20 protein-coding genes are annotated in these 25373 nt (G+C 44.1%); 6 read left to right on the top strand and 14 right to left on the bottom strand.

What is annotated here, in order from left to right; genetic code table 11:
* Positions 1-164: 164 nt before the first annotated feature.
* Both INP83_RS01585 and INP83_RS01580 read right to left on the bottom strand, forming a co-directional pair.
* The gene (locus tag INP83_RS01585; RefSeq protein ID WP_219126051.1) at positions 165-2432 is read right to left on the bottom strand and encodes an aconitate hydratase; all 2268 of its coding nucleotides are present in this window, start codon (positions 2430-2432) and stop codon (positions 165-167) included.
* Positions 2433-2590: 158 nt separating this feature from the next.
* Positions 2591-3694, bottom strand: a complete 1104-nt coding sequence (locus INP83_RS01580) for a sorbosone dehydrogenase family protein (protein ID WP_219126050.1) — start codon at positions 3692-3694, stop codon at positions 2591-2593.
* Positions 3695-4312: 618 nt separating this feature from the next.
* Here INP83_RS01580 and INP83_RS01575 point away from each other — a divergent pair.
* Genes INP83_RS01575 through INP83_RS01560 form a run of 4 tightly spaced genes read left to right on the top strand, consistent with a single transcriptional unit; the run spans position 4313 to position 8912 of the window.
* Entirely contained in the window at positions 4313-4957 is a 645-nt protein-coding gene (locus INP83_RS01575; protein WP_219126049.1) for a TetR/AcrR family transcriptional regulator, read from the top strand.
* On the top strand, positions 4944-6302 hold the full coding sequence (locus INP83_RS01570) for a TolC family protein (protein ID WP_186458829.1): 1359 nt from the start codon (positions 4944-4946) through the stop codon (positions 6300-6302). Before INP83_RS01575 ends, INP83_RS01570 begins: the two co-directional genes overlap by 14 nt.
* Positions 6303-6313: 11 nt before the next feature.
* A complete protein-coding gene (locus tag INP83_RS01565; protein WP_146273304.1) occupies positions 6314-7366 on the top strand; it encodes an HlyD family secretion protein in 1053 nt (350 codons plus the stop codon).
* 4 nt (positions 7367-7370) lie between these two features.
* Complete coding sequence (locus INP83_RS01560) at positions 7371-8912, top strand: DHA2 family efflux MFS transporter permease subunit (protein ID WP_146273303.1); 1542 nt, start codon at positions 7371-7373, stop codon at positions 8910-8912.
* Positions 8913-9128: 216 nt separating this feature from the next.
* Here the strand turns inward: INP83_RS01560 and INP83_RS01555 are convergent, their stop codons facing one another.
* The gene (locus tag INP83_RS01555) at positions 9129-9713 is read right to left on the bottom strand and encodes a carboxymuconolactone decarboxylase family protein (protein WP_219126048.1); all 585 of its coding nucleotides are present in this window, start codon (positions 9711-9713) and stop codon (positions 9129-9131) included.
* A 105-nt stretch (positions 9714-9818) separates the two neighbouring features.
* Positions 9819-10364, bottom strand: a complete 546-nt coding sequence (locus tag INP83_RS01550; RefSeq protein ID WP_146273301.1) for a peroxiredoxin — start codon at positions 10362-10364, stop codon at positions 9819-9821.
* Between the two features lie 240 nt (positions 10365-10604).
* Here INP83_RS01550 and INP83_RS01545 point away from each other — a divergent pair, with 240 nt between their 5' ends.
* On the top strand, positions 10605-11474 hold the full coding sequence (locus INP83_RS01545; protein ID WP_255563229.1) for a PfkB family carbohydrate kinase: 870 nt from the start codon (positions 10605-10607) through the stop codon (positions 11472-11474).
* Positions 11475-11728: 254 nt separating this feature from the next.
* Here INP83_RS01545 and INP83_RS01540 read toward each other — a convergent pair whose 3' ends face one another.
* Positions 11729-13801 (bottom strand): prolyl oligopeptidase family protein, encoded by a 2073-nt coding sequence (locus INP83_RS01540; protein ID WP_219126047.1) that lies wholly within the window; start codon positions 13799-13801, stop codon positions 11729-11731.
* A gap of 174 nt (positions 13802-13975) precedes the next feature.
* Here INP83_RS01540 and INP83_RS01535 point away from each other — a divergent pair, with 174 nt between their 5' ends.
* Positions 13976-15106, top strand: a complete 1131-nt coding sequence (locus INP83_RS01535; RefSeq protein ID WP_219126046.1) for a serine hydrolase — start codon at positions 13976-13978, stop codon at positions 15104-15106.
* A 100-nt stretch (positions 15107-15206) separates the two neighbouring features.
* Here INP83_RS01535 and INP83_RS01530 read toward each other — a convergent pair whose 3' ends face one another.
* The 9 genes from INP83_RS01530 to INP83_RS01490 form a co-directional block, all read right to left on the bottom strand.
* A complete protein-coding gene (locus INP83_RS01530) occupies positions 15207-16487 on the bottom strand; it encodes an MFS transporter (RefSeq protein WP_146273297.1) in 1281 nt (426 codons plus the stop codon).
* 5 nt (positions 16488-16492) lie between these two features.
* Positions 16493-16717, bottom strand: coding sequence for a hypothetical protein (locus tag INP83_RS01525; RefSeq protein WP_219126045.1), 225 nt, complete (start codon positions 16715-16717; stop codon positions 16493-16495).
* An 11-nt stretch (positions 16718-16728) separates the two neighbouring features.
* Entirely contained in the window at positions 16729-17319 is a 591-nt protein-coding gene (locus INP83_RS01520) for a TetR/AcrR family transcriptional regulator (RefSeq protein ID WP_219126044.1), read from the bottom strand.
* A 662-nt stretch (positions 17320-17981) separates the two neighbouring features.
* Positions 17982-19766, bottom strand: coding sequence for a tetratricopeptide repeat protein (locus INP83_RS01515; RefSeq protein WP_219126043.1), 1785 nt, complete (start codon positions 19764-19766; stop codon positions 17982-17984).
* A gap of 110 nt (positions 19767-19876) precedes the next feature.
* Entirely contained in the window at positions 19877-21193 is a 1317-nt protein-coding gene (locus INP83_RS01510) for an MFS transporter (protein WP_219126042.1), read from the bottom strand.
* Positions 21194-21265: 72 nt separating this feature from the next.
* Positions 21266-22648: a M20/M25/M40 family metallo-hydrolase gene (locus INP83_RS01505; RefSeq protein ID WP_219126041.1), complete on the bottom strand. Its 1383-nt coding sequence runs from the start codon at positions 22646-22648 to the stop codon at positions 21266-21268.
* 53 nt (positions 22649-22701) lie between these two features.
* Positions 22702-24807 carry an ATP-dependent DNA helicase RecG gene (recG, locus tag INP83_RS01500; RefSeq protein ID WP_219126040.1) on the bottom strand — a complete coding sequence of 702 codons (2106 nt, stop codon included), beginning with the start codon at positions 24805-24807 and terminating at the stop codon, positions 22702-22704.
* Between the two features lie 10 nt (positions 24808-24817).
* Positions 24818-25198 carry a RidA family protein gene (locus INP83_RS01495; protein ID WP_219126039.1) on the bottom strand — a complete coding sequence of 127 codons (381 nt, stop codon included), beginning with the start codon at positions 25196-25198 and terminating at the stop codon, positions 24818-24820.
* A gap of 18 nt (positions 25199-25216) precedes the next feature.
* On the bottom strand, positions 25217-25360 hold the full coding sequence (locus INP83_RS01490) for a DUF6728 family protein (protein ID WP_186458823.1): 144 nt from the start codon (positions 25358-25360) through the stop codon (positions 25217-25219).
* Positions 25361-25373: the final 13 nt, after the last annotated feature.

The following is a 25373-nucleotide window of genomic DNA, read 5'->3' as shown; positions in this document are numbered from 1 at the left end:
GCCAAGATAGGAAAATCTTACACTAAAAGCGTCATAGCTTCGTACCTCGCAATGATGCGGTGTTTAAGACCCTCTCCTTTGAATAGGGATTGGTGAGCAGCCAACAAAAAAAGCCTCTCCAAACGGAAAGGCTTTTTGAATTTTTAATTTTGACTTTTTACTTATTATGAAGCCATTTGCTTACGGATGATGTTTAGCGCACCACCTGCTTTAAACCACTCAATTTGCTGTGCATTGTAAGTGTGGTTTACCTGGAAGCTTTCTGTTGTGCCATTTGAATGATGTAATACAACGGTAAGCTGTTTACCAGGGGCAAAAGAAGTTAGGCCTACAATATCGAAGATATCATCTTCCTGAATTTTATCGTAATCGTTAGAATCAGCAAAGGTGATACCCAACATACCTTGTTTTTTAAGGTTGGTTTCGTGGATACGGGCAAACGATTTTACCAATATAACACGTACACCCAGGTGGCGTGGTTCCATCGCCGCGTGCTCGCGTGATGAACCTTCACCGTAGTTCTCGTCACCAACTACAACAGTACCAATGCCGGCAGCTTTGTAATCGCGTTGGGTAGCAGGTACCGGGCCGTATTCGCCGGTTAGTTGGTTTTTAACGCTATCTGCAGTGTTGTTAAAGTAGTTGATAGCACCGATAAGCATGTTGTTTGAAATGTTATCTAAGTGACCACGGAACTTTAACCATGGGCCTGCCATAGAAATATGGTCGGTAGTACATTTACCTTTAGCTTTAATAAGGAGCTTTAAGCCGCTAAGATCGGTACCTTCCCAAGGAGAGAATGGTGCCAACAACTGCAGACGGGAAGACTCCGGACTAACAATAACCTGTACCTGGCTGCCATCTTCGGCAGGTGCCTGGTAACCGGCATCCTCAACCGCATAACCGTTTATAGGCATTTCAATACCTTGTGGCTCGTCAAGTTTTACTTGTTCGCCGTTGGCATTAGTTAGGGTATCAGTAAGCGGGTTAAAAGTTAAGTCACCTGCAATAGCAAATGCTGTAACGATCTCCGGTGATGCTACGAAAGCGTGGGTATTAGGGTTACCATCCTGGCGTTTAGCGAAGTTACGGTTAAACGAAGTGATAATAGAGTTTTTGCGTGTAGGATCATCAGTATGACGTGCCCACTGGCCGATACATGGTCCGCAAGCATTAGCCAATACAACGCCACCCATTTTTGCGAAAGTATCTAAGTAACCATCGCGATCAACTGTATAACGTACCTGCTCTGAACCCGGAGTGATGGTGAACTCGGCTTTGGTTTTCAGGTTTTTATCTACAGCCTGCTGTGCAATTGATGCAGAGCGAGTAATATCCTCATAAGATGAGTTGGTACATGAACCTATCAAACCAACCTCAAGAATTGCAGGCCAGTTGTTTTCTTTAACCGCTTGTGCAAATTTAGAGATAGGCCATGCCAAGTCAGGAGTGAACGGGCCATTCACATGCGGTTCAAGCTCGTCTAAGTTAATTTCAATAACCTGGTCAAAGTATTGCTCAGGGTTAGCGTAAACCTCATCATCGCCTGTTAAGTGCTCGGCAATGTCGTCAGCAAGGTCAGCAATGTCAGCACGTTTGGTGCCGCGCAAATAAACACCGGCTTTTTCATCGTAACCGAAGATAGAAGTAGTAGCACCTATCTCGGCACCCATGTTACAGATAGTAGCTTTACCTGTAGCAGATAATGAACGTGCGCCTTCGCCAAAATACTCAACAATGAAACCGGTACCACCTTTTACGGTAAGGATACCTGCAACACGCAGAATAACGTCTTTAGCTGATGACCAGCCAGATAATTTACCGGTTAGCTTAACACCCAGCAGTTTAGGGAATTTTAGCTCCCAAGGTAGGCCGGCCATAACGTCACAGGCATCGGCACCGCCAACACCAATGGCAACCATACCCAAGCCACCTGCGTTAGGTGTGTGTGAATCGGTACCTATCATCATACCACCCGGGAAAGCGTAGTTCTCTAACACTACCTGGTGGATGATACCTGCACCGGCTTTCCAGAAACCGATACCGTATTTATCTGATACTGATGAAAGGAAATCGTAAACCTCGCGGTTAACATCAACAGCTGTATTTAAGTCGGCAGTAGCGCCTACTTTTGCTTGTATCAAGTGATCGCAATGTACGGTAGAAGGTACTGCAACCTGCGGGCGACCAGCCTGCATAAATTGTAAAAGCGCCATTTGTGCAGTTGCATCCTGCATGGCAACACGGTCTGGTGCAAAATCTACATAGTCTGTACCGCGTTCAAATGCTTTTTTAGCGTCTCCCTCTGATAAGTGGGCGTATAATATTTTTTCGGTTAAAGTAAGAGGTTTACCGGTCGCTTTGCGGGCAGCATCCACACGGGTGCTGTAGCGATCATAAACCTTTTTGATCATGTCTATATCAAAGGCCATAATAAATTGATCTTTATGAGGTAAAAAGATGTTGTAACCCGTTCTGGGCCAACAGCCGCGAATTTACAAATTATAAACTTTATTCACAGTCAGGGGTTTGTACAAATACTATTTGGATATATTCTAAATAAGACTTTGCCCGTTTTCAATCTGCCAGCTTACTTCCCGCTCACTTCGATGACCTTGTCATTATTCCCATTGCTGGTGATGATATAAACCTTTCCCTCAGGCGAAATAGCTACATCACGCATGCGGCCATACTTGCCCTTTAAAAATGCATTCACCTTTTCTACATCGGTACCGGCGGCGTTAAGTTGCAGTTGCAATAATTCACTGTCCTTAAGTACGGCCAGTAGTAAAGAGTTTTTCCATTGGGGGATGGCATTGTTATTATAGTAATCGATGCCAGATGGCGCGATGGTTGGTGTCCAGGCTTGTATGGGCTGGGCAACGTTGTTAGCGCCGCAGAAGGTTTGCTCGTTTGCGGTATTGCAATAGCCCTCAACATTGGGCCAGCCAAAATTGCGTCCTTTTTCTATGATGTTCACTTCGTCGTCGGTAGCGTTGCCGTGCTCGGAACTGTAAAGGCGATCGCCCACAAATACCAATCCTTGCGGATTGCGGTGCCCAAAGCTCCAAAGCGTACTGCCGGCAATGGGATTGTCGCCGGGTATGGAGCCGTCAAGGTTGATGCGTTGTATTTTGCCCGCAAGGCTGTTCTTATCCTGCGCCCTGGATGCGTCTGCTGCATCGCCGCTGGTGATGTACAGTTTCCTGTCTGGCGATATGGCCAGCCTGGTTCCGTTGTGGGTATTGTTAGCAGGGATATTATTAATGAGCGTAACCGGGTTGCTTAAAGCATTATTACGGGAGGTATACTTAACCACCTTTTTAAGATAGTTGTTGCCGTTAAGGTAGTTATAGGCTACAAATACTTCCGGCGTGGTGGCAAAATCAGGGTGCAACACCATTCCCAATAAGCCGCCCTCACCGCGGGAAACCACCTCGCTTATGGTAAGCAATGCTGTTGCTCTCCCGGTAGCAGGATCTATCCGGCTTATTTTGCCGTTGCGCTCGGTTATCCAAAGCTGGTTATCAGGCCCCCAGAGTATTTCCCAGGGCAGGGTGAGGTTTTCAGTTAATACACGGTCGGTTAACGTTGCCGGGGTAGTGGGTTGGTTTCCTGTTGACGGCTTGTCTTTACTACAGTTGGTTAATAGCAGTGCACCCACCAGTGCTGCCAAAGTGGTTAGTTTTTTCATAAAGTTGATTTTGTGTGGGTGTTATATAAGTAACCGCAAACCGGTTTATATTGTTTGCGGCTCTACTTTGGCTTAGTATGCCCTTACTATGGCTTACTTTTTTAATATACACTTACTGATAGCCGCTTATAAGAGGTGTTCACGTTCACGCCATGAACACTCGTGAACACCGTGAACGCTGACGGGAAAATGTCAGCACATTCAATTTTCAATACTTCGATGTTTAGTGGCTGTAAACAATGTTCAAACAAACAAAATGAAAATCACGTGTTTTTACGTGGTTTTTAACCGATCTGCTGCTTTAGATTTGAACTATCTAAACCTTATTATAATAGGCTATAGCAAACTTATAGTGCAAGTAAGTTTTAATATAGTAATATCAGTTGTGTTATTGGAATAAGCTCTGATACAAAAAGCCGCGCGATGCGGCTTTTTGTTTATCCGGATTTTGGTTCAATAATTGCTTTCTGAAACCCTGCCCCTGTGTACATCTTACACTGTACTATTTAATCAATCGATTAATTTTTTATGTCTGTTAATCAGTGCATTATGCACGTATGACAAAAAGATGACGACATTAATCAATCGCTTGATTAATTTTGTGCGGGACAAAGGAAAATGGAAAAAGAGAAGATAGATAAAAAAGACCACATACTTGACGTTGCCGAGCGTGTTTTTGCTGAGCAGGGATACGATGGCGCATCAACCCGTATGATATCCGGCGAGGCTGGTGTAAACATGGCTATGCTTAACTATTATTTTGGCTCTAAAGAGGGTGTTTTCCTGGCCATTTTCGAGCGCAGGATATCAGCTTTTCAAAGTACCCTTTTAGGAATAAGTAATGATAGCGGCCTTGACCCATGGGCCAGGTTATCCCAGTTTGTTGACAAGTATTTAGATAAAGTGATCAACAATAACTGTTTCCACATTATGCTTAACCGCGAAGTATCGAAGTCTAAAAAGACCGAGCTTACAGATAAAATTACAACCATCATCATGAGAAATGTTCATGTTTTCAAAGACATTATTGAAGATGGCATTAAAACAGGCGCCTTTAGTAAAGATGCCGACCAGGAATTGCTGATAGCTACCATGTTTGGTACCAAAAACTACATCGTGAACACGCCGCATATCTCATCGGCCATATTGGGTTATGATGTAATGGATACCAAAATGCAGGAAGATAAACTAAAACCAAGATTGAAAAACTACATGAAAACCCTCCTTAAAGCTTATTTAATGAATGAAAATGACAACAAATAACATATCTCCGAAACCTTTATTTAGCAGTGCGCTAAAGGCTGCCGCACGTTTTGCCCTGCTTATGCTGGCTACGTTGGCTGCCACAACCGCATTTGCGCAAGACAGGGCCATTACGTTAGATGAGGCCCTTAAACTTGGCATCCAAAACAGCAAGGTGCTTAAGTTGTCGCAATCACGTATAGACCAGGCCGTATCACAGTATGAGCAGGCTAAAGATCGTGCGTTGCCTACCGGTAAGGCCAGCTTTGGTTACAACCGCGCACAAATACCTGCCAACAACTTAAAGCTTGGCGAAGAGAACCTTACCCTGCCAACCAGCGCCAATGCATGGTTAGGTACACTATCATTGAACCAAACTATTTGGGCTGGTGGTAAATTAAGGTATGCTCAAAAAAGCACAGAGTTGTTAACACAGGTAGCACGTCTTGATGCTGAGAACGACAAAGACCAGATCGCTTACGCAGTTATCAGTGCTTACTATAACCTGTACAAGGTGCTGCAAAGCAAAAAAGTGGTTGACCAGAATTTGGCTACCATTGATGCACAGATAAAACAAGCCCAGCGCTTTTTTGACCAGGGCCTGGTTACCAAGAACGATGTGCTGCGTTTTCAATTACAGCGCTCAAATATCCAGCTGAACGGTATCGACCTGGAAAACAACCGCAAGATCATCAACTACAACATGAATATTTTGCTTGGTTTACCTGAAACTACCGAGCTTAACATTGCCCAGATAGATAACAGTACAAGGGATGTAGCGCCGCTTGCCAATTACCTGGACACCGCAATGGCTAATCGCCCGGAGCTAAGGCAGGCTGACGTGAGAGCTAAGGTTGCCGATTACAATGTAAAAAGCATCCAGGCTAATTTGTCACCAAGTTTATCTGCATCAGGCAGCGCTTATTATGTAGGCATATCAGGCAACCCTATCCCTAAAAGCGGCAATTTTATTACGCCTATATCATTAGGGTTAACGCTTGGGTGGGATTTTGGCGCCCTTTGGACCAATAAGAACAAAGTAAAGCAAGCCAAATTAGAACGTGAGGAAGTTACGATCAATAAAAGTATCGATAGCGACAACATCCGTAATGAGGTAAACCAGAATTACCAGAATTACAAAACAGCGGTTGATAAGATCAATTTATTACAAACCTCTATCAACCAGGCGCAGGAGAACAACCGCATCCTCGAAAATAAATACCGCAGCAACATATCGTCATCAATTGATCGTGCTGATGCGCAAACCTTACTTTACCAGGCAGAGATAAACCTGGAACTGGCAAAAGCCGATGCCGGCCTTGCTTACTATACATTATTAAAATCAACAGGAAAACTTAACAAATAATACACAACACAATGGCAACTCAGGAAACCGAAACTAAAAAGAAACCGAATAAAGTTATCCCCATCATTTTAGGGATCATACTTATTGGCGGTGTTATTTTTGGTATAAAAGAATATATATACTTCAGCAAACACGTTGATACGGACGATGCCCAGATAGATGGCGACATTAGCCCGGTTGTAGCACGTGTTGGCGGTTACGTTGATTCTATCTTTTTTGAAGAAAATACGCATGTTAAAAAAGACCAGTTATTGGTAAAAATTGACGACCGCGATTATAAAGTGAAGGTTGAGCAGGCGATAGCTGCACAACAAGGTGCAAGCGCCGGTATCAACGTAGGCCAATCTCAGATCTATAGCACTGCTGCTAACTCGGCAAGTGCAAAAGCAGAGGCAGAATCTGCAAAGGCACGTTTAGAAAAAGTACGTAAAGATTATGCCCGTTATGCTAATCTGGTTCAAGACGGTTCTGTAACCCGCCAGCAATTTGACCAGGCCAAAGCCGACCTGCAGGTAGCACAAGCTAACTACCAGGCAGCGCTTGACCAATATAAAGCTGCACAACAACAGGTTGGCACCACCCGCAGCCAGTTAAAGGTAACTAATACAGGTGTTACTGCACGCCAGGCCGAGGTTGACTTTGCTAAACTGCAACTATCTTATACCAACATCAAATCGCCTGCAAGTGGTTTAGCTGCTAAAAAGAATGTGCAGGTTGGCCAGTTGGTACAGGCAGGCCAAACCTTGTTCTCTGTAGTTAACGATAACAGCTTATACATTACTGCAAACTTTAAAGAAACGCAGTTAGAGCACATCCGTAACGGCCAAAAGGTAGATGTTAAAGTTGATGCTTATCCTGATCTTAAAATTGATGGACAGGTATACAATTTTTCGCCTGCAACAGGTGCTAAATTCTCATTGCTGCCACCAGATAACGCTACAGGTAACTTTGTTAAAGTAGTACAACGTATCCCGGTAAAAATTAAACTAAGCGGTAGCAAAGAAGATATCGCAAAATTACGCCCTGGTATGAGCGTAGATGTTTCTGTAATAATAAAAGACTAATAAAATGGCTGAAACTGGCTTTAAAAAGTGGATAATTACCATTACGGTGATCATGGCATCGCTCCTGGAGCTGATTGACACGACCATTGTAAACGTAGCTATACCACACATACAAGGTAACCTTGGTGCAACCCTTGAGGATATTGCATGGGTGGTTACCGGTTATGCCGTTGCAAACGTTATCATCCTGCCTATGTCGGGCTGGTTGGGCGGGCGTTTCGGCCGTAAAAACTACTTCCTTACATCTATCATCATATTTACTATTGCCTCGTTCCTGTGTGGTAACGCCACATCTCTTGATGAGCTGGTGCTGTTCAGGATCCTGCAGGGTGTTGCAGGTGGTGGTTTGATCTCAACGGGCCAAACCATCCTGCTTGAAACCTGGCCGCGTGAACAGATCGGTACGGCTACGGCGTTATTCGGTTTAGGTGCGGTGGTAGGCCCAACAGTGGGCCCAACCATCGGCGGCTGGATAACAGAGAATTACTCATGGCCATGGATATTTTATGTGAACCTTCCTGTTGGTGCACTGGCTGCCTTCCTTACGTATACATATATTAATGAGACGCCTAAAGAAGCCAAGAAACCTATCGACTGGTGGGGTATTATCCTGCTGGCTGTAGCTGTAGGCAGTTTGCAAACCATCCTTGAAAAAGGAGAATCTGAAGACTGGTTTGCTAAAACATACATCATTGTGTTAACAGTAGCTGCGGTGCTGGGCTTTATATTGTTTATATGGAGAGAGCTGAGCACCGATCACCCGATCGTGAACTTCAGCATTATGCGGCACCGAAGTTTTTCGGTGGGGATGTTTACGTCGTTTATACTTGGTTTTGGTTTGTACGGCTCGGTCTTCGTGTTCCCGGTGTTCTGTCAAAACCTGTTAGGCTTTAACGCCCAGCAAACCGGCGAGCTTTTATTTCCCGGTGGTTTATGTACCATTGCCATGATGCCGTTTATAGGTAAAATGCTAAATAAAGGTGTGCCGGCTCAATTTTTGGCTACCGGTGGTATGTTCCTGTTCTTTGTGTTTACGTGGATGCTGAGCAACTCTACCCTGGCAACCGGCGAGAACGATGTGCTGGTACCTTTGCTTATCCGCGGTGTGGGTATGGCACTGTTATTTGTACCGTTAACCACATTGGCTATGGCCGACCTTAAAGGGCCGGAGATAGGCCAGGGATCCGGCTTAAATAACATGATGAGGCAGTTAGGTGGTTCATTCGGTATTGCGGCTTTAACAACCTTAATACACATCAGGCAGGGCCTTCACCGCTCAAACCTTATCACCAACATCAACCCTTACAATCCGGCTTATACAGAGCGTTTTAATTTGCTGATGCATGGGTTTATGGCAAAAGGCAAATCGATGCTTGATGCTACCCATATGGCATATGCAGCCATTGAGGGTGCGGTTGTAAGGCAAACAATGTTGCTTACTTACGATGATGCTTATTGGGTATCAGGTTTGATCATGCTTTTCTCAATACCTTTATTGTACCTGCAGCCTTTCAAAAAACTGAAAGCCGTTACAGATGCACACTAATAAAAACAAAGCCGTTCTGTTTTTCAACAGAACGGCTTCTTTTCCAAAAAATCAACAATTAAATTTTGTATTAACCCTTTGAGGCTACTGCCTTTATAAGTTTACTACAAAGCAGTATAACATTGGGAGATTACTATCTTAAAGGCTTAAAATTAAGCCTTTTTTGTTGACAATGCCAAATAAGTGCAGCTAATAGTTTTGCACATTTTTTATTATTTAGAAAATTACTTTCCCCGTAGCTGTTACCAATGATGCAATTCTTACGGCATCAAAGATACGTTCTTCGGTTGTGCCTAATTTTATAAGCGAGTCTTCATGTGCGTTTACACACATCTCGCAGCCATTTACTGCAGATATGGCAAGGCTCATCAGCTCAAAAAATTCTTTACCGGTCACCGGCTTCATCATTAATTGCATGCGGATACGTGCCGGTATCTGAGAATATTTTTCTTTTTGAGTAAAATGCCTGAAACGGTAGAAAATGTTGTTTGATGCCAGTAAAGATGCACAGCCAACAGCCTCGGCAACTTCGGCATCGGTTGCTTCGTTTTGTTTGGCAACCGTAGTATAATACTGTATAAGCGGTTTGTTCTGGTTGTTAACCGCGGTGCTTAAACCAAGCAGGGCGCATTCTTTAGCGCTTACGTGCTCTGATGTAAGTGTGCTGCTGAAGTTAAGTTTAAAATCGCGCAGGTAACGGCTTTCGCCTGTTTCTAAAAGTTGCAGCGCATCCGTACGGTAATCTGCCGGTTGGCCAATGCTGCCTAATATTTCCTGTATCAATTCGGTGCTTTCGCTCATGGTATGTAGATATAAAAATGTGCAAACTCCGGATGCTCAGATGGTACTAACTTGCACATCTGCACATCTGAAATTTGCACATCAGATAATTACTTATTTATATAATTATGCAGTTAGAGTTTCCTGGCCTTTTTCCCAGTTGCAAGGGCAAAGCTCGTCTGTTTGTAAACCGTCTAACACGCGTAATACTTCTTTAACATTACGGCCAACATTAAGGTCGTTAACTGATACCCAACGGATAATACCTTGTGGGTCGATGATGAAAGTAGCGCGGTAAGCGATCTTTTCGTTTGGCTCTAAAATGCCCAGGTCTTCTGCCAATGATTTTGAAGTATCGGCAAGCATCGGGAATTTAAGGTCGCGAAGATCATCGTGGTGGGTTCTCCAGGCAGCATGAACAAACTCGCTGTCGGTAGAAGCGCCGATCAAACGGGTCTCGCGGTCGCGGAACTCGCCGAAGTTTTTGTTGAACTCAGCAATCTCTGTAGGGCATACAAAAGTGAAATCTTTTGGCCACCAGAACATTACTGTCCAAACGTTATCATCATTCGTAAGGTAGTCTGATGTAATGGTTTCAAACTCTTTACCTTTCTCTAAAGAAACAACGGCAGTTTTACTAAAAGCAGGAAATTTTTGTCCTATCGTTAACATAATGGATGTATTATTAAAATTACTGCAACAAAGATACTTTTTTGAGCTGTTGGGTACGCATTGGAAATATCTATTTGATATAAAGATTTTCTATAGATATTAACTGTTTGTATTGTAAAGGTTTATGGTTTACCGGTAGCTTTTTGTCAATATTTATTGCCGGTTTAAAACACCAATTGTAAATATTCTACTTAATGCTACATTTGTATCCCCGCGTAACATTTAATTCATATCCTTTTAATGTTGTACGATATCTGTTGTATTGGGCATATCACCCTCGATAAAGTTGTTACCCCCAGGGCCGAGAAGCACATGGCCGGAGGAACTGCTTTTTATTTCTCCAATGCCATCCGCAACATGGATGTGAAATACAAATTGGTTACCGCCGTTGCCGAAAGTGAATTGCCAAGCGTAAAAAAGCTTACTGATAAGGGCATCGAGGTAAAAGCTGTTCCGAGCGCGAATAGCGTATATTTTGAAAATATTTACGGCGATAATCAGGATAACCGTACGCAGCGGGTTTTGCAAAAGGCAGATGCGTTCACCACCCAAGACCTGCAGGATACCGAAGCCGTGATCTTCCACTTGGGCGCGTTGTTGGCAGATGATATGTCGACCGACTTTATCAAGTCATTATTTCAGCGGGGTAATGTTTCTGTTGATGCCCAGGGTTACCTGCGCGAGGTGGTGAACCAACAGGTACACGCCATTGACTGGGCCGATAAACGCGAAGCACTGCAATATGTAGACATACTAAAAGTAAACGAGCACGAACTGGAAGTACTTACCGGCCACAGTGATATTAAAGAAGGTGCTAAAGTATTAGCAGAATGGGGCGTTAAAGAAGTAGTGGTAACGCTGGGCAGCATGGGCTCCGTTATCCTTAACGATAATATTTTTTACACCATACCGGCCTACAAACCTACCGAAGTAGTAGATGCTACCGGTTGCGGCGATACTTACATGGCAGGCTACCTCTACAAACGCGTTAAAGGCATCGATATACAACAAGCAGGCGAATTTGCCGCCGCCATGGCGGGTTTAAAAATAGAAACCTCCGGCCCTTTTGAGGGTACTGAGGAAGATGTGCTGGCGATGATGAAGAGGTAAAAGAATGAACCGATTCAGGTTTGTCGCAGGGTAACCTGGCCCCGAAACAAGCAAGTACCCTGCTTGGGTAAGCTTCCAGCTTACGTCATTTTAGGTCGAAGTTGGAAACTTCGACCAGTGAGGGGGCAATCTACGAACAATACAGAGCCGTTTTATAAATATGTCATTGCGAGCGATGCGTGGCAATCTCGTCGCTTGTAAGCAAACGCGATGAGATTGCCGCGTCGCTATGTTCCTCGCAATGACACAGTTTTTTACATCGCTAACTGGTTCATTACATACTCAAAAATAAATGTCCAGTTATCTATGGATTGCTGGGTGCTTTGGCCGCTGCCGTGGCCGCTGTCAAAATCCATGTGGAGGATGATAGGGCTGGTTTGGCCGGGGTTTTTCTGCAATGCCGCTACAAACTTTTTGGCGTTCATCGGGTCCACGCGGGTATCGTTGGCACCGGCGGTTACCAGCATCGGTGGCACGTTTACACCCATGCGGATGTTTTGGTAAGGTGAGTAACGCAGCAACCAGCGGAACTGCTCTGCATCTTCTGATGAACCATACTCGGGTATCCAGTAACGTGCTATAAGGAATTTGTGGTAACGCAGCATATCCAGCAATGGTACTTCACATACAATAGCTTTAAACAGATCGGGGCGTTGGGTTGCAGCGGCACCCATTAATAAGCCGCCGTTGCTGCCACCAAGGGCTACAATCTTACTTTCAGTAGTGTATTTTTCTTTTATCAACCACTCTGCGCAGGCATAGAAATCGTCAAAGCTGTTTTGCTTTTTGGCCAGCATCCCATCCAGGTGCCATTTTTCGCCAAACTCGTCGCCACCACGGATGCCGGGCTGTACAACTACACCACCGGCTTTGATGAACGGCGCATAAAAACCATGATACCCCGGCTTAATGCCCGACTGGAAACCACCATAGGCTGTCAACAACACCGGGTTTTTGCCGTCCATCTTGATGTCCTTACGGTGCACCACAAATACCGGTACACGGCTGCCATCTTTGGAAGTGTAGAATTTGATCTCACCGGTAATGTCGCTCATATCAACCGGTAGTTGGCGCTGGTAAAACAGCTTCCACTTATAATCCTTTGGCGAGCAAACGTAGGTTTTTGGGGTAGAGGTGAAGGTAACCAGCGAAATGTAAAGCTTATCCTCTTCACGGTCATAACTCATGCTGCCAATGCTGCCTTCCTCCGGCAATGGTACCGGGCGAAGCTTCTTCCCTTTAATGTCGTAAATGGTGAGGCGGCTTTGTATGTCCTTCTTATCCTGTACAATAATGTTATTGCCTTTGGTTACCACAAAATCTTCCATTACGGTGCTGCTCTCCGGGATAAGCACTTTCCAGTTCTTATAATTAGGATGAAGCTTATCAGCCACCATTAAGCGGCTGTTCGGCGCATTATCGTTGGTTTTGATATAAAGCTTATCGCCAATGGCTTCCGGGTAGGCCTGGAATTTTTTACTGTTATAGATCAGCTTGCCATCTTTAAGGCTGCCGGTCGGGCGCATCTTTAAACTGTTTGAGTAAAAATCGCCCTCGCCGCTAAAAGTTACGTCACTGTAGCGGTTATCATAAATAAAGAAACTGTTCTTGGCATCGGCCGTTGTGCCTACAAATGTTGCCTTTTCAATAGGGTCGCCAACCTTTATGTAGTAAGTTTTAAGCGGACGCTGCTTATCCACATCCTCCTGCGTGCGCAGGGTTACATAGGCATGCTGCTGATCTTTACACCATTGAAAACCGCTGGTGCCGGTCAATGGTTCGTGGATCTGTTTGCCGGTGCGGGTATCAATAAAATAAACTGTGTTTACTTCGGCACCGCTTTTTTGGGCGCTTATGGCAGCGCGTTCGCCATCGTAGGTATAAGAAATGCCACTGGTAGATATCTTTCCATCAGGATCGAGCGTTACCGGATCCCATATCAATATCTTTTTACCATCAATAATGGTGTAGGTTTTATATTGCTTATCGCCTTTCTTTTTCACCGTTTGGAAAACACGTTTGCCCACATTATTAAGCGGACCTTCGTAATCCATGTTCAGGTATGCCGAGATGCCGGCTTTAAGATCAGGGTGTGTTTTTTGGGTCTTGTTCAGATACTCAACACCATAGTCGTGCTGCTTTTTGGTCCACTCAATTACATCAGGGTCTTTCTTATCCTCCAGCCAACGATAGTAATCGGTAAGCTGGACCCCATGCAGGGTATCAACAACGGGTTTGGATTTTGTTTTTGGCGGATCGAATTTTACTTGAGCTTGTGCAGCCATAGCGGCGGTAGTAATTAGGGTAAGTAGCAGGCCTTTTTTCATTGCGATATCGATAAGGATAATGAGCTAAATATATACAAAGAAGTTGTTGGTGGCAACAGCAGCCCATTATTGATAAGATATAAAAGACCACGTATGTTCATCTACACAACTATATTTCATAAACAGCGCAACCTTTACGGCCTTTCTATCATCTACTAAACAAACCTACGCAGTATGAAAAAAGTTGCCACTGTATTATTTATGGTATTATTCGGATTTACCTGTAGTGCCCAAAATGCCAAAGAAAAACTTACCGATAATAAAATGACTACCAAGTTCGACTCGGTGGTTGATAACTTTGTTTCGGCGTTTATGAATGCCGGCCCACGAGTTGGTATTTCCATTGGGATCATCAAAGATGGCAGCTCCCTTATTTACAATTATGGTACAACGGTAAAAGGGAAAAAGCAACTCCCAGCCGGTAATTCAGTTTATGAATTGGCCTCTATAACTAAGACATTCAGCTCGGCCTTGCTTGCAAAAGCAATTATAGATAAAAAGGTAAAGCTTAACGATGATATCAGGCTGTATTTAGACGGAAAATATCCCAACTTAGCATACAATGGTATACCCATTAAACTGGTTAATTTAGCTAATCTTACTTCGGGCTTGCCCAATTGGATGCCCGATAACAAAGACCTTTTCAGTAAGGCCAACCCGGATTCTATTGCGGATATCCTGGATGCTATACATAAGAAGTACAGCCGTGCACAGCTTTACCGCGACCTCCATAGCGTAAAACTGGATACCGTTCCCGGCGCGGTCACAAGGCATTGTAATACCGCAGCCCAGTTACTTGGGTATGTCATGGAACGTGTGTATGGTGCCCCTATAGATAAATTGTTTGAGCAGTACTTTGCAAAGCCACTGAAGATGAAAAACAGTACCTTTTTGTCTGAAGGCAGACTTCCGGCCAACCTGGCAACGGGGTACGACGGCAAGGGAAGAATTATGCCATTTGTTGTTTGGGACGATCTGCGGGTGGCGGCAAGCCTTGCTTCAACCGCTAATGATATGTTAAAATATATGGCATACCAAATGGATGAAAAAAACCCTGATGTGTTGCTTAGTCATCAGCCGACTAACGGAACGCCGGATAAAGGCGCTATCGCATTAAATTGGAAAGTAAATATGACGGACAAAGGCATACGCAAGTTTTCTCATACTGGCGGAAGTTTAGGCTTTAGCAGTTACATCGTTTTCTACCCGGATAAAAAGACTGGGATAGTATTGCTTACCAATGAGGCAGACCCAGCCGCGCAAGGCGCCTTGATCAATTTGGCCGACAACATAATCAAGCCCTAAACTGATCATTGGTAAAGAAGTGCGGGTAGCAACAGCATGACAAGTATTAACATCTGTTTTAAATTAATAAAACAGATGTTAAATTTTAAAGCCTGTTAAGTTAAGCCCCTTCCGGCAAAAAGGCATCTTCGGGTATAGCATTTGGCTTACTACCTTCCATTTTTCTTTTGGTCATTTTGTCAACCCGCCACATTAAACCTATACTGATAATAGAAATTACTACAATTACATAGCCTACGATATTGTAATGCTGTAACGGTGCGCCTTTAGCCGCCTGCGTAACTATTTTACCCGCAGCTATTGCCGCAATACCACCGGCAATTTGCTGTAACGATGAGTTGATACTCATGAAGGCCCCGCGGTCGGCGGCATCAGGTATAGCACTTGTAAGGGCCGATGATGGGATCATCCTGCTCATTACACCTATCATCATCATAATGTTGAACACCATTATTAGCGGTAAAGGTGTTACACCCAAATTGGTGTACAGCACGCAGGTTATCATCATCCACACAGAGGCTGCAACAAATATTTTAAACTTATCTATTTTATCGCTCAGCTTACCTACAAACGGCATTACTACCAATGAGCTGATGCCTGATACCATAAGCAGCATGGTTAGCTGGTTGTAGTTTACGCCGAGGTTATTAACGGCAAACGTGCTGCCGAACGGCATCATCATAAAACCACCTATAGATAGTAACGCAGTTGATGTAAATGCTATACGGTAGTTGCTGTTTGATAGTGTTTTACCCAGGTGCGCAAATGCCGATGTACCCTTTTGCAGGGCAAGGTGTGCAGTAAGTGGTTTAAGATACATGGCAATAGTGATTGCAATTAAGATACTTAAGCCGGCAACCATCCAAAACGGCGCTTCCCATTGCCAAAGCGTTGCTATGTATATCCCGATAGGTACACCCAATACCTGGCTGGCGCCAAAGCCCATTTGTATAAAGCTCATTACCTGGCCGCGTTTCTCTAACGGAAATACATCGGTAATAATAGCCATTGATATTGATCCGATAACGCCGCCGAATAAACCGGTAACAATACGTGCAGCCACCAATGCCGCATAGCTATGTGCGAGGCCGCAAAATATAGTGCCTACAATAAAGCCGCAATAAAAGAAAAGCAGCAGCTTTTTGCGGTCAAATTTATCGGCGAATGCTGCGGTTAGCAGGCCGCTGATGCCTGCGCTTATGGCATAACCGGATACAGCTACCCCAAAGGCAGATGGTTTAAGCGAAAGTGCTTTCATCAGCATATCGCCAAGAGGCGACATTACCATAAAATCAAGTATTACGGTAAACTGGGTGATAGCCAGGATGAATATTACAAATTTTTGGTATCCCGATAGGGGAACCGATTGTTCTGATCTCATTTTGTTTAGGTTAGTTCACAGCACTGGTGGCCGTGTTTGTTTAATAACTGAATAATTTGGCGATGGCCGATGGTTGGTGATATGATACGTAACACGCAGTCTTCATCTTCCATATCTATACTCCAACTGTCTATATCATGGTCATTGTCCAGCAGGGTGTGCAGCAACTGTTTATCGCTATCACAGTTGATGTTGGTTTTAAAAAGTAATATATGTTCAAAGCCTTCCATAAGTTTTGATGTTATTTCTTAAATGCCTTTATTACCAGGTCAAACGTTGTCCATAAGATCTCATCCGTCATTTTAAAGGGACGGCCACCCATGCTCTTGCCTTCCTGGTCAAAGCGGATGAGCGAGTACAGCGGGCCGTAAGCTATAGACCAGTAGGTTTCAAAAGGCATTTCTTCCAGTTCGCCGCGTGCAACAGCATTGTTCATAAACGACCCCATGGCCAGTTTAAAATCTGCAAGAAAGCTTTCCAAAAATTCCTGCTGGTAGCTCGAGCTCCGTAACTGCTCAAAAAAACCGTTCATCATCGGGTTATCTCTAACGTACTGGTACCTGTTACGCCATTGCACACGCAAACCTTCTTCAAAAGACATCGAAGCATCAAAGTCCTTTGTAATGGTATCACTCATGCCCCGGCCTTCTTCCTTGGCTATATTGACGATCAAGTCGTCCCTGTCTTTATAATAAATGTAAAGTGTTGCCACAGATATGTTGCAGGCACGGGCCAGCTTGTTCATGCTAAACCCTTCCAGGCCGTCTTTTACGATCAGCTCTATCGCGGTTTTTTTTACCAGTTCAACTTTATTATTATCTCTTGTACGCATATTTCGTTACAAATATAAATGAATATTCATTTATTTATAAAATGTTTTCAAATAAAAAAAAGCGCACCGAGAGGTTGCGCTTTGTAGGGGTAGTTATTGGTTATGGAAATATTTTGATATACGATTGGGTAGCGAGCACCATGTACACTATCGGGCAAAATGCCCGATAGGTAATGATGCACACAATTGATTCAGAAAATCCCCCTTCTAAATCGTATTAATTAGTGTCTTTTTATTTTCTGATTTTTCCCAAACGCTACCGTACACATTTGTGGCCCTTTGGCACAAATTACATTCGTAGCGTTTAATAGGAAGCCAAAACAAAAGTGTTTTAACTAAGGGTTGTCTTTTAACCCGGAAGGATAGGCGCCCCCGCTCACAGTGCGGGCATTTCTTTGTTTGTTTGGTCTGCATAAGGGGTACAGTAAACGTTTAAAAAATTTTTAGTTTATTCAATATTTTTGTAACCTTCTATATACGTTATTTCGTATAACTCTTAAAAGTTACCTCCGCTATTAATCAAGTGTTAATGGCAGAGCTATTATTTAATTTGGGGGAACAGCTTATTTAATTACAAATATCAGCGTAAAACTGATTTTTGTAGATTTTTTGGGGTGGACAAAATCGCGACAAATGCGTTTTTATATAGCAAAAGGTTCTTTTTAGAGTTTATTTACCACATTTTCTATCTCATCACCTTCATCCAGGTTCATTTTTTTACGAAGGCGTTGTTTAGCTTTCTTTACTCCATCTACCGTTATGCCCAGCATGCCGGCCATTTCTTTATTATTAAGTTTTAGCTTGATCAAGGCAAGCAGCCGTATATCTGTATCAGATAATCCCTGGTGATTATGCCGTACGTTGTATAAAAAATCAGGGTGTACCTTGATAAATAATTTTTTAAAATCCTCCCAGCTATCATCTGTCATGATGTGGGCCTGCATCAGCTTTTCAATGTTGGCTGCAAAGTCGCGGTCGATTACGTTGCTTTGCAGCTTTTCGAGCTCAGTTTTAAATTCTTCGATGATCTCGTTTTTCTGCTTCAGGTTTTCAGTGTAGCCGCTCAAGGCGTCTTCCGCGTTTTTGTGTTCCTCTTCAATACGTCGCAATTCAGATGCTAATAATTCTTTATCTTTTTGCGTTTTTAACCATTGGTGGTTAAATATGAACACCCCGATGATGATGATCAGTATTAAGCCTAAGATGACGGTGTATTGTTTGTAAGAATTTAATTCTGCAGTTTTCTGCAGGTCCTTGTAATCTTCAAAACTTTTCTCTTTTGTCCACTTAAGTCTTACGCGTTCAATTGCAGTAACGTTATCCCGTTCGGCAAGGGTATCTTTTAGTTGCTCAGATAAGAGTCGGTAATGTTCGGCAAGGGTAGTGTTGTTTGATCGTTCTTTAACCTGTGCCAGTAACTCAAAATATTCAATGCGCTCTTTAAGCACGTTCTCTTTAGTAGTTAATAAAACCCGGTTGGCGGTATCAAGCTGGCCCGCCGCAAGTTTCACGTTATTAAAATGAAGGCTTATTTTCGCAAGCCTGAGCATGGCAATAGCACAGTTTCCACCTTCATCGTACTTTACAGATTGCTCATAATCTTCCCTAACCAGCGGTAAAGCTTCTTTATACCGTTTTTGCATAACGTAAACCGAGCCTATATTACCTTTTGCCAAGGCTATCCATATACTATCCCGGAGTTGCTCGGCAAGTTTTAGGGCTTTGTCAAAATAATTAAGGGCCAGCGGGTAGTTGTTGCTGTTGCGGTAGGTAAGCCCTATCGTATTTAAGACGTTAACACGGGTGCGCGATGCTTCGGGCTGATACGTAAGGGCATTTTTTAGGTTTTCCCGGGCATCTTCATAATCGCCGAGTGAGTAATAAAAGTTCGACGTCTCTGAGAACAGATTACCCATACCGGGTACCTTGCTGTAACCAACCTCCCGTAAATTACGATCGGATAGGAGATAATATTTGGCGGCCTCAATATTTTGCTTGTAGAGCGCAAAGTAGTTGGCTATACGATGCTGATAAATGCCGGCCAGCATTTGGTCTTTTTTTTCTTCGGCAAGGGAGATGGCCTGTTTGTAATATTTGGTGCTTAGCTCATTGTAGCCATTGTTAACGGAGTAATAATCGGCCCGAAGATCATATACCGCGCATTGAAGCGGGATGTCATTAAGTTTGATGGCGATCTTATTGAGATCATCAATGGTGCGCATGGCATCAACCTCGGTCATTTTTCTGGCAGGGCGGCTCAGTTTGCGCGCAGCTTCAACTCTCCTGTCTAAAGATGAGTCTTTTAGGGTTTCAAAAATTCCGGGGCGATAAGTTTGTGTTTGAAGTAGCTTTTGGGCTTTGCAAAATGTCGGGATGTAAAGCAGCAGCCACAGCATGGCCACGCTAAACATACAGACCTTTAAGATGTGCAATCTCTTTTTGGTCACTGGGTTTAAGTTATTTATTTAAGCAGGGGGATTATCCCGCTAAGGTAATAAACCAGTGTAGATTACCGAAAAAAGATTTTCACCTATTATTTAAGTGCTTTTCGCCCTGATTAAGCCACTTTTTCGCCCGCTTGCGGTGTGTGTATCTCTGTGAGCGAAAGCGGCAGCAATTTTTTAGTTTTCAGGAAAGTGAGTGTAACGATCAAAATAGTCATGCTGCCACCAAAGATCACAGCAGGGACCGTACCCATAAGTTTTGCTGCCACACCCGATTCAAAATCGCCTATTTCATTTGAAGAACCGATGAACATAGAGTTAACTGCTGACACGCGCCCGCGCATGTGGTCAGGAGTTAACAACTGCATTAACGTACCCCTGATGATAACACTTACACTATCAAAAGCACCCTGCAAGAATAAGAATACAAGCGATAGGTAGAATACCCTCGATAAACCGAAGCCAATTATCGCTAAACCAAACCCCGCTACTGCAATGAGCAAATTGCGCCATGGCCGGTTCATGGGAGAGAAGCGTACCATCGTTATCATGGTGAGGGCTGCACCTAATGATGTTGCCATACGCATGATGCCCAAACCTTCGGGCCCAACCTTAAGAATATCTAAAGCAAATACCGGAAGCAAAGCTACCACGCCGCCGAAGAAAACAGAAAATAGGTCAAGGCTCATGGCGTAAAACATGATCTTGTTGGTGAAAACAAAGTCGAGGCCTTCTTTTAAGCTTTTCCAGATGTTCTCTTTTGGCACAAATACAGGCGGGAATTTCCTCAGCAGGTAAACTAACACTAAAGCTACCAGCAAAAATGCCAGGATAATTACAAAGGTAGCCGTGATACCGCTTAAGCCTGGAATGATATGCCCTGCAAAACCGTAAATAGCACCGCCTGTTAGCGGGCCCAATATAGATGCTACCTGCCAGCTGGAACTGCTCCAGGTGCTGCCGTTGGGGTACAATTCCTTTGGAATGCTATTGGCGTATATCACAAATGTTGCAGGGCCATAAAATGCACGGGCAAGTCCGTTGCAAAAAATCATGGCATACAGGGTTGGCAGTATCCAGGCGTGATGGATGTAGACTTTTAAACTATCAAGCGTCACTGTGAACATGGCCAGCGCGGCCACAAATACGCCGGCAAAAATAATGAGCAGCATTTTTCGCTTTTCATATTTATCGGCAATATACCCGCCATATAGGGCGATGCCTACAGCAGGTATAGCTTCGGCAAGGCCGATAAACGCAATAGCTATTTTGCTGTGCGTTAGCTGGTAAATGTAGAAACCCAGCACCGTGGTTTGCATTTGATATGCAAACGTGAAAAAGAAGCGCATGCCGATGTACGACCGAAAATCTTTATAGCGTAATGCGGCAAATGAATCTACTTTCTGGGGGGCGGAGTCGTCTGTTGACACGATGATGTGATTAAAGGCTGCAAGTTACGATAGCTTACCCGCGGTGCAAAACGTTTGATTGTAAAACTTTTATTAGTTTAAGCCGTGCTGGTCTATCAGGTAAACCATGCTGGCAATGGCTGCAGCTCCTAAATGTAATTCGCGCTTGTTTACATTTTCAAACACATCGTTCGCGGTGTGGTGAATGTCAAAATAACGCTGCGAATCGGGCCTGAAGCCGATCAATTTGATAGCGGGTACGGTCTCTTTAAGCGGGCCGATGTCTGTACCGCCTCCGCCTTCTACCAGCCTGTCGGCTTCGTAAGGCTCAAGCAAGTTCTTAAATTTTGCGTTTACCTGTTTAATAAAAGCAGGAGAGGCACCCTCAAAGCTGAAACCGCGTGGAGTAAAACCGCCCTCATCAGTTTCAATAGCCGCAATATGCTCTTCCTTATCGGCAGCGGCTTGTTCTGCATATTTGATACCGCCTTTATGGCCGTTCTCTTCATTCATAAAAAATACTGCGCGGATGGAATTCTTTGGCTTATAACCGGTGGTTTTTAAAATGCGCAGCACCTCTACAGATTGCATAACCCCTGTGCCATCATCATGCGCGCCCTCTGCAAGGTCCCACGAGTCTAAGTGTCCGCCTACTGTGATAAATTTATTCGGATTCTCGCTACCCTTTATCTCTCCGATAACGTTGTATGATCTTACATCGGGGAGGGTTTGGCAGTTTTGTTTAAAGTAAAATTTGATTAGCGGGAGCTTACGTAACCTCAGCATATTGCTCAGTTTATTGGCAGCAAGGGTTGATATGGCCGCCGCCGGGATTTTTGTAACCCCGTCTACGTAAACTGTACCGCCGGTATGCGGGTAATCATCCAGCGCAGGCGTAATGGAGCGTACTATTGCGCCAACAGCACCGTATTTAGCAGCCGCCGATGGTCCTGCAAAGCGCTGAACGCCTGCCGCGCCGTAACCTGCACCCGTTTCAATAAAGCGTTGATCAAATGCACCGTTAAAGAATACTATTTTACCTTTTATCACGCTCTCACCAAGCGTTTCGAGTTCTTTAATGCTTTTTACTTCAATAATATTAGCGGTTATACCGTTTGCCGGCGTTGCTGCAGATGAGCCTAAAGCCGCTATAGGCACGGCGATCTTCTTGTTGCCGTCAATAATGTAAGCCTGCTCTTTTGCACCGCGTACCCAATGCGGCACCATCACTTCTTGCAGGTACACCTTATCAAAACCATAACCATCCATCAGCTTTTTGCTCCAGGTAACAGCTTTCTCTGCACCGGCAGACCCGCTTAAACGCTGACCGATGTTCTTACACAGATAGCGAAGGTTATCATAAGCCTGGCCGTTAACCAGCGCTTCGTCGTAAATTTTGCGGATGAATAGTGAGTCTTGCGCCTGAGAAGCAGTTGCAGAAAAAAACAAGGCGGCTAACAGTAAATATCTCTTCATGATAAGATGAGTGTTTAAGCAAATGTAATATTTGCAGGCGCAAATGCCAATCCTCAGGAGATCTTATCCCAGGTTAAACCGTCTTTTTTTTGATTGAATGCCCTGTTGAGTATTTGGTTTTCGGGCGCTGCAAGCTGTGGGTCCTTGTCAAAGATTTCTATCACCATGTTGCGTGCCTGCTGCAGTACTTCCTGGTCTGTTGTAAGATCTGCAACCTTAAGATCGAGCACGCCGCTTTGCTGCGTACCTGCAATATCGCCTGGGCCGCGTAGCTGCATATCTATTTCCGCTATCTCAAACCCGTTGTTAGTTTTCACCATGGTATTCAGTCTTATGCGGCCATCATTGCTTAGCTTTTCTTTACTCATCAAAATACAGTAAGACTGCTCGGCACCGCGCCCAACTCTGCCACGTAACTGGTGCAATTGCGACAGGCCAAAGCGTTCGGCATTTTCAATGATCATTACTGATGCGTTTGGTACATTTACGCCAACCTCTATCACTGTGGTAGCCACCATTATCTGCGTTTCGCCTTTAATAAAGCGCTGCATCTCAAAATCTTTTTCGGCGGCTTTAAGTTTACCGTGTACAATACTTATGCGGTATTGCGGTAACGGAAACTCGCGCGACATGATCTCTACACCATCCTGCAGGTTCTTCAGGTCAAGTTTTTCACTTTCCTGTATCAACGGGTAAACCACATAGATCTGCCGCCCCTTAGCTATTTCCTGTTTCATGAAACCGAACATACGCAGGCGCTGTGCTTCATAATAATGATGCGTTTGTATGGGCTTTCTGTTGGCAGGTAACTCATCAATTACAGAAATATCCAGGTCACCATACATGGTCATGGCCAGGGTGCGGGGGATAGGGGTAGCCGTCATCACCAGCATGTGCGGTGGTACAGTGGCTTTCTTCCAGAGTTTTGATCTTTGTTCAACACCAAAACGGTGTTGCTCATCAATAACTACCAGTCCCAGGTTTTTGTACTGTACCTTATCTTCAATTAAAGCATGTGTACCTACTAAAATGTGCAGCCGGCCATCTTCCAGGCGTTCATGAATACCTTTGCGTAGTTTTTGCGGAACAGAACCGGTGAGCAGGGCCACATCAACAAAACCTTCGCCAACCAGGCTTTTAATGGTTTCATAATGCTGTGTAGCCAAAATCTCGGTAGGTGCCATTATGCAGGTTTGAAAGCCGTTATCTATTGCCAGCAACATGCACATCAGCGCTACAACGGTTTTGCCGCTACCCACATCCCCCTGTAATAAACGGTTCATTTGTACACCACGCTGGGTGTCCAAACGGATCTCCTTTAATACCCGTTTTTGCGCGTTGGTTAGCGGGAAGGGGAGTTTATGATGGAAGAAATCGTTAAAGTAATCGCCTACCTTATCAAAAACATTACCCTTAAACTTTTGCGTATTCAGCAGTTTATTCTTTAAAAGTTTGAGCTGCAGAAAAAATAGCTCTTCAAACTTTAAGCGGTACTCTGCTTCTTTTAACTGGTTAGCATCCCCGGGAAAATGGATACAACGATAGGCCTCTGCACGGGCCATTAACTTAAAACGGTTTAAGATATATGCAGGCAGGTTTTCTTCAATGTCGCGGCTATGCTGCTCAAGCATCGAAGCAACAAGTTTTTGAATGCCCTTGCTATCTAAAGTAAACTGTTTTAATTTTTCTGTAGAGTTGTAAGCCGGTTGCAGGGTAAGGTTGCCTTTTTGGCGTGCGCCGGGTACGTAAAGCTCCAGCTCGGGATGCGACATTTGGGTTTTGCCGTTAAAGAAACCCGGTTTACCAAATAATACGTAAACCTTTCCGATCTGAATTGTCTTCTCCACCCATTTTATGCCCTGGAACCAGGCGAGTTCAATAACGCCGGTATCGTCCTTAGCCTGCACTATCAGGCGCTTGGTGTGCTTTTCGCCCATTATTTCTTTACTGAAAACACGGGCTAATACCTGTACATAAGGCATATCGGGCTGTACGTCCTTTACCTTATAAAAGCGGGTACGGTCAATATACTTGTAAGGGATATGCCTCAGCAGATCTTCAAAGGTGTAGATCTGCAGCTCTTTCTTAAGCACCTCGGCGCGAGAGAGGCCTACCCCTTTTAAATATTCAATTGGAGTTTGGAGATGCTGACTATTCAAGGCAAATTACTCAGTCCTTTAATGCAATTACGGATATCTCAACATTTACACCTTTAGGCAGGGCTGCCACCTGTACGGTTTCGCGGGCAGGGAAATCGGCAGAAAAGTATGAGCCATACACCTCATTAACCTGGGCAAAGGTTTGCATATCGGTTAAAAAAATGGTTGACTTTACTACTGCATCAAAGCCTAAACCGGCTTCGGTTAAAATGGCTTTAAGGTTTTCCATCACCAACTTAGCTTCGTCGGTAATACCGGTAGTTACAATGTCGCCGGTTGAAGGGTCTGCCGGGATCTGGCCAGATACAAATAATAATCCGTTTGCTGTAACGGCCTGGTTATACGGGCCTATAGGTGCCGGTGCTTTATCAGTTTTAATGATGGTTTTCATAAACGATGTGAAAGTGTTTTACTTAGAGAAAAATAACCACTGCGCAATCTTGTAGATAATACCTGCTAAAAACATGATGATGGCAATGGCATTGATGGTATGCATTACCTTCAGGTTAAAGCTGGTTGGCCTGTTTGGGTCTTTCTTTCTAAAAAAGTACATATCACAAAGTTAA

The organism is Mucilaginibacter sp. 21P, from assembly GCF_019331605.1.
Lineage (GTDB): Bacteria > Bacteroidota > Bacteroidia > Sphingobacteriales > Sphingobacteriaceae > Mucilaginibacter > Mucilaginibacter achroorhodeus.
This window is presented reverse-complemented; position numbering and strand designations above follow the sequence as displayed.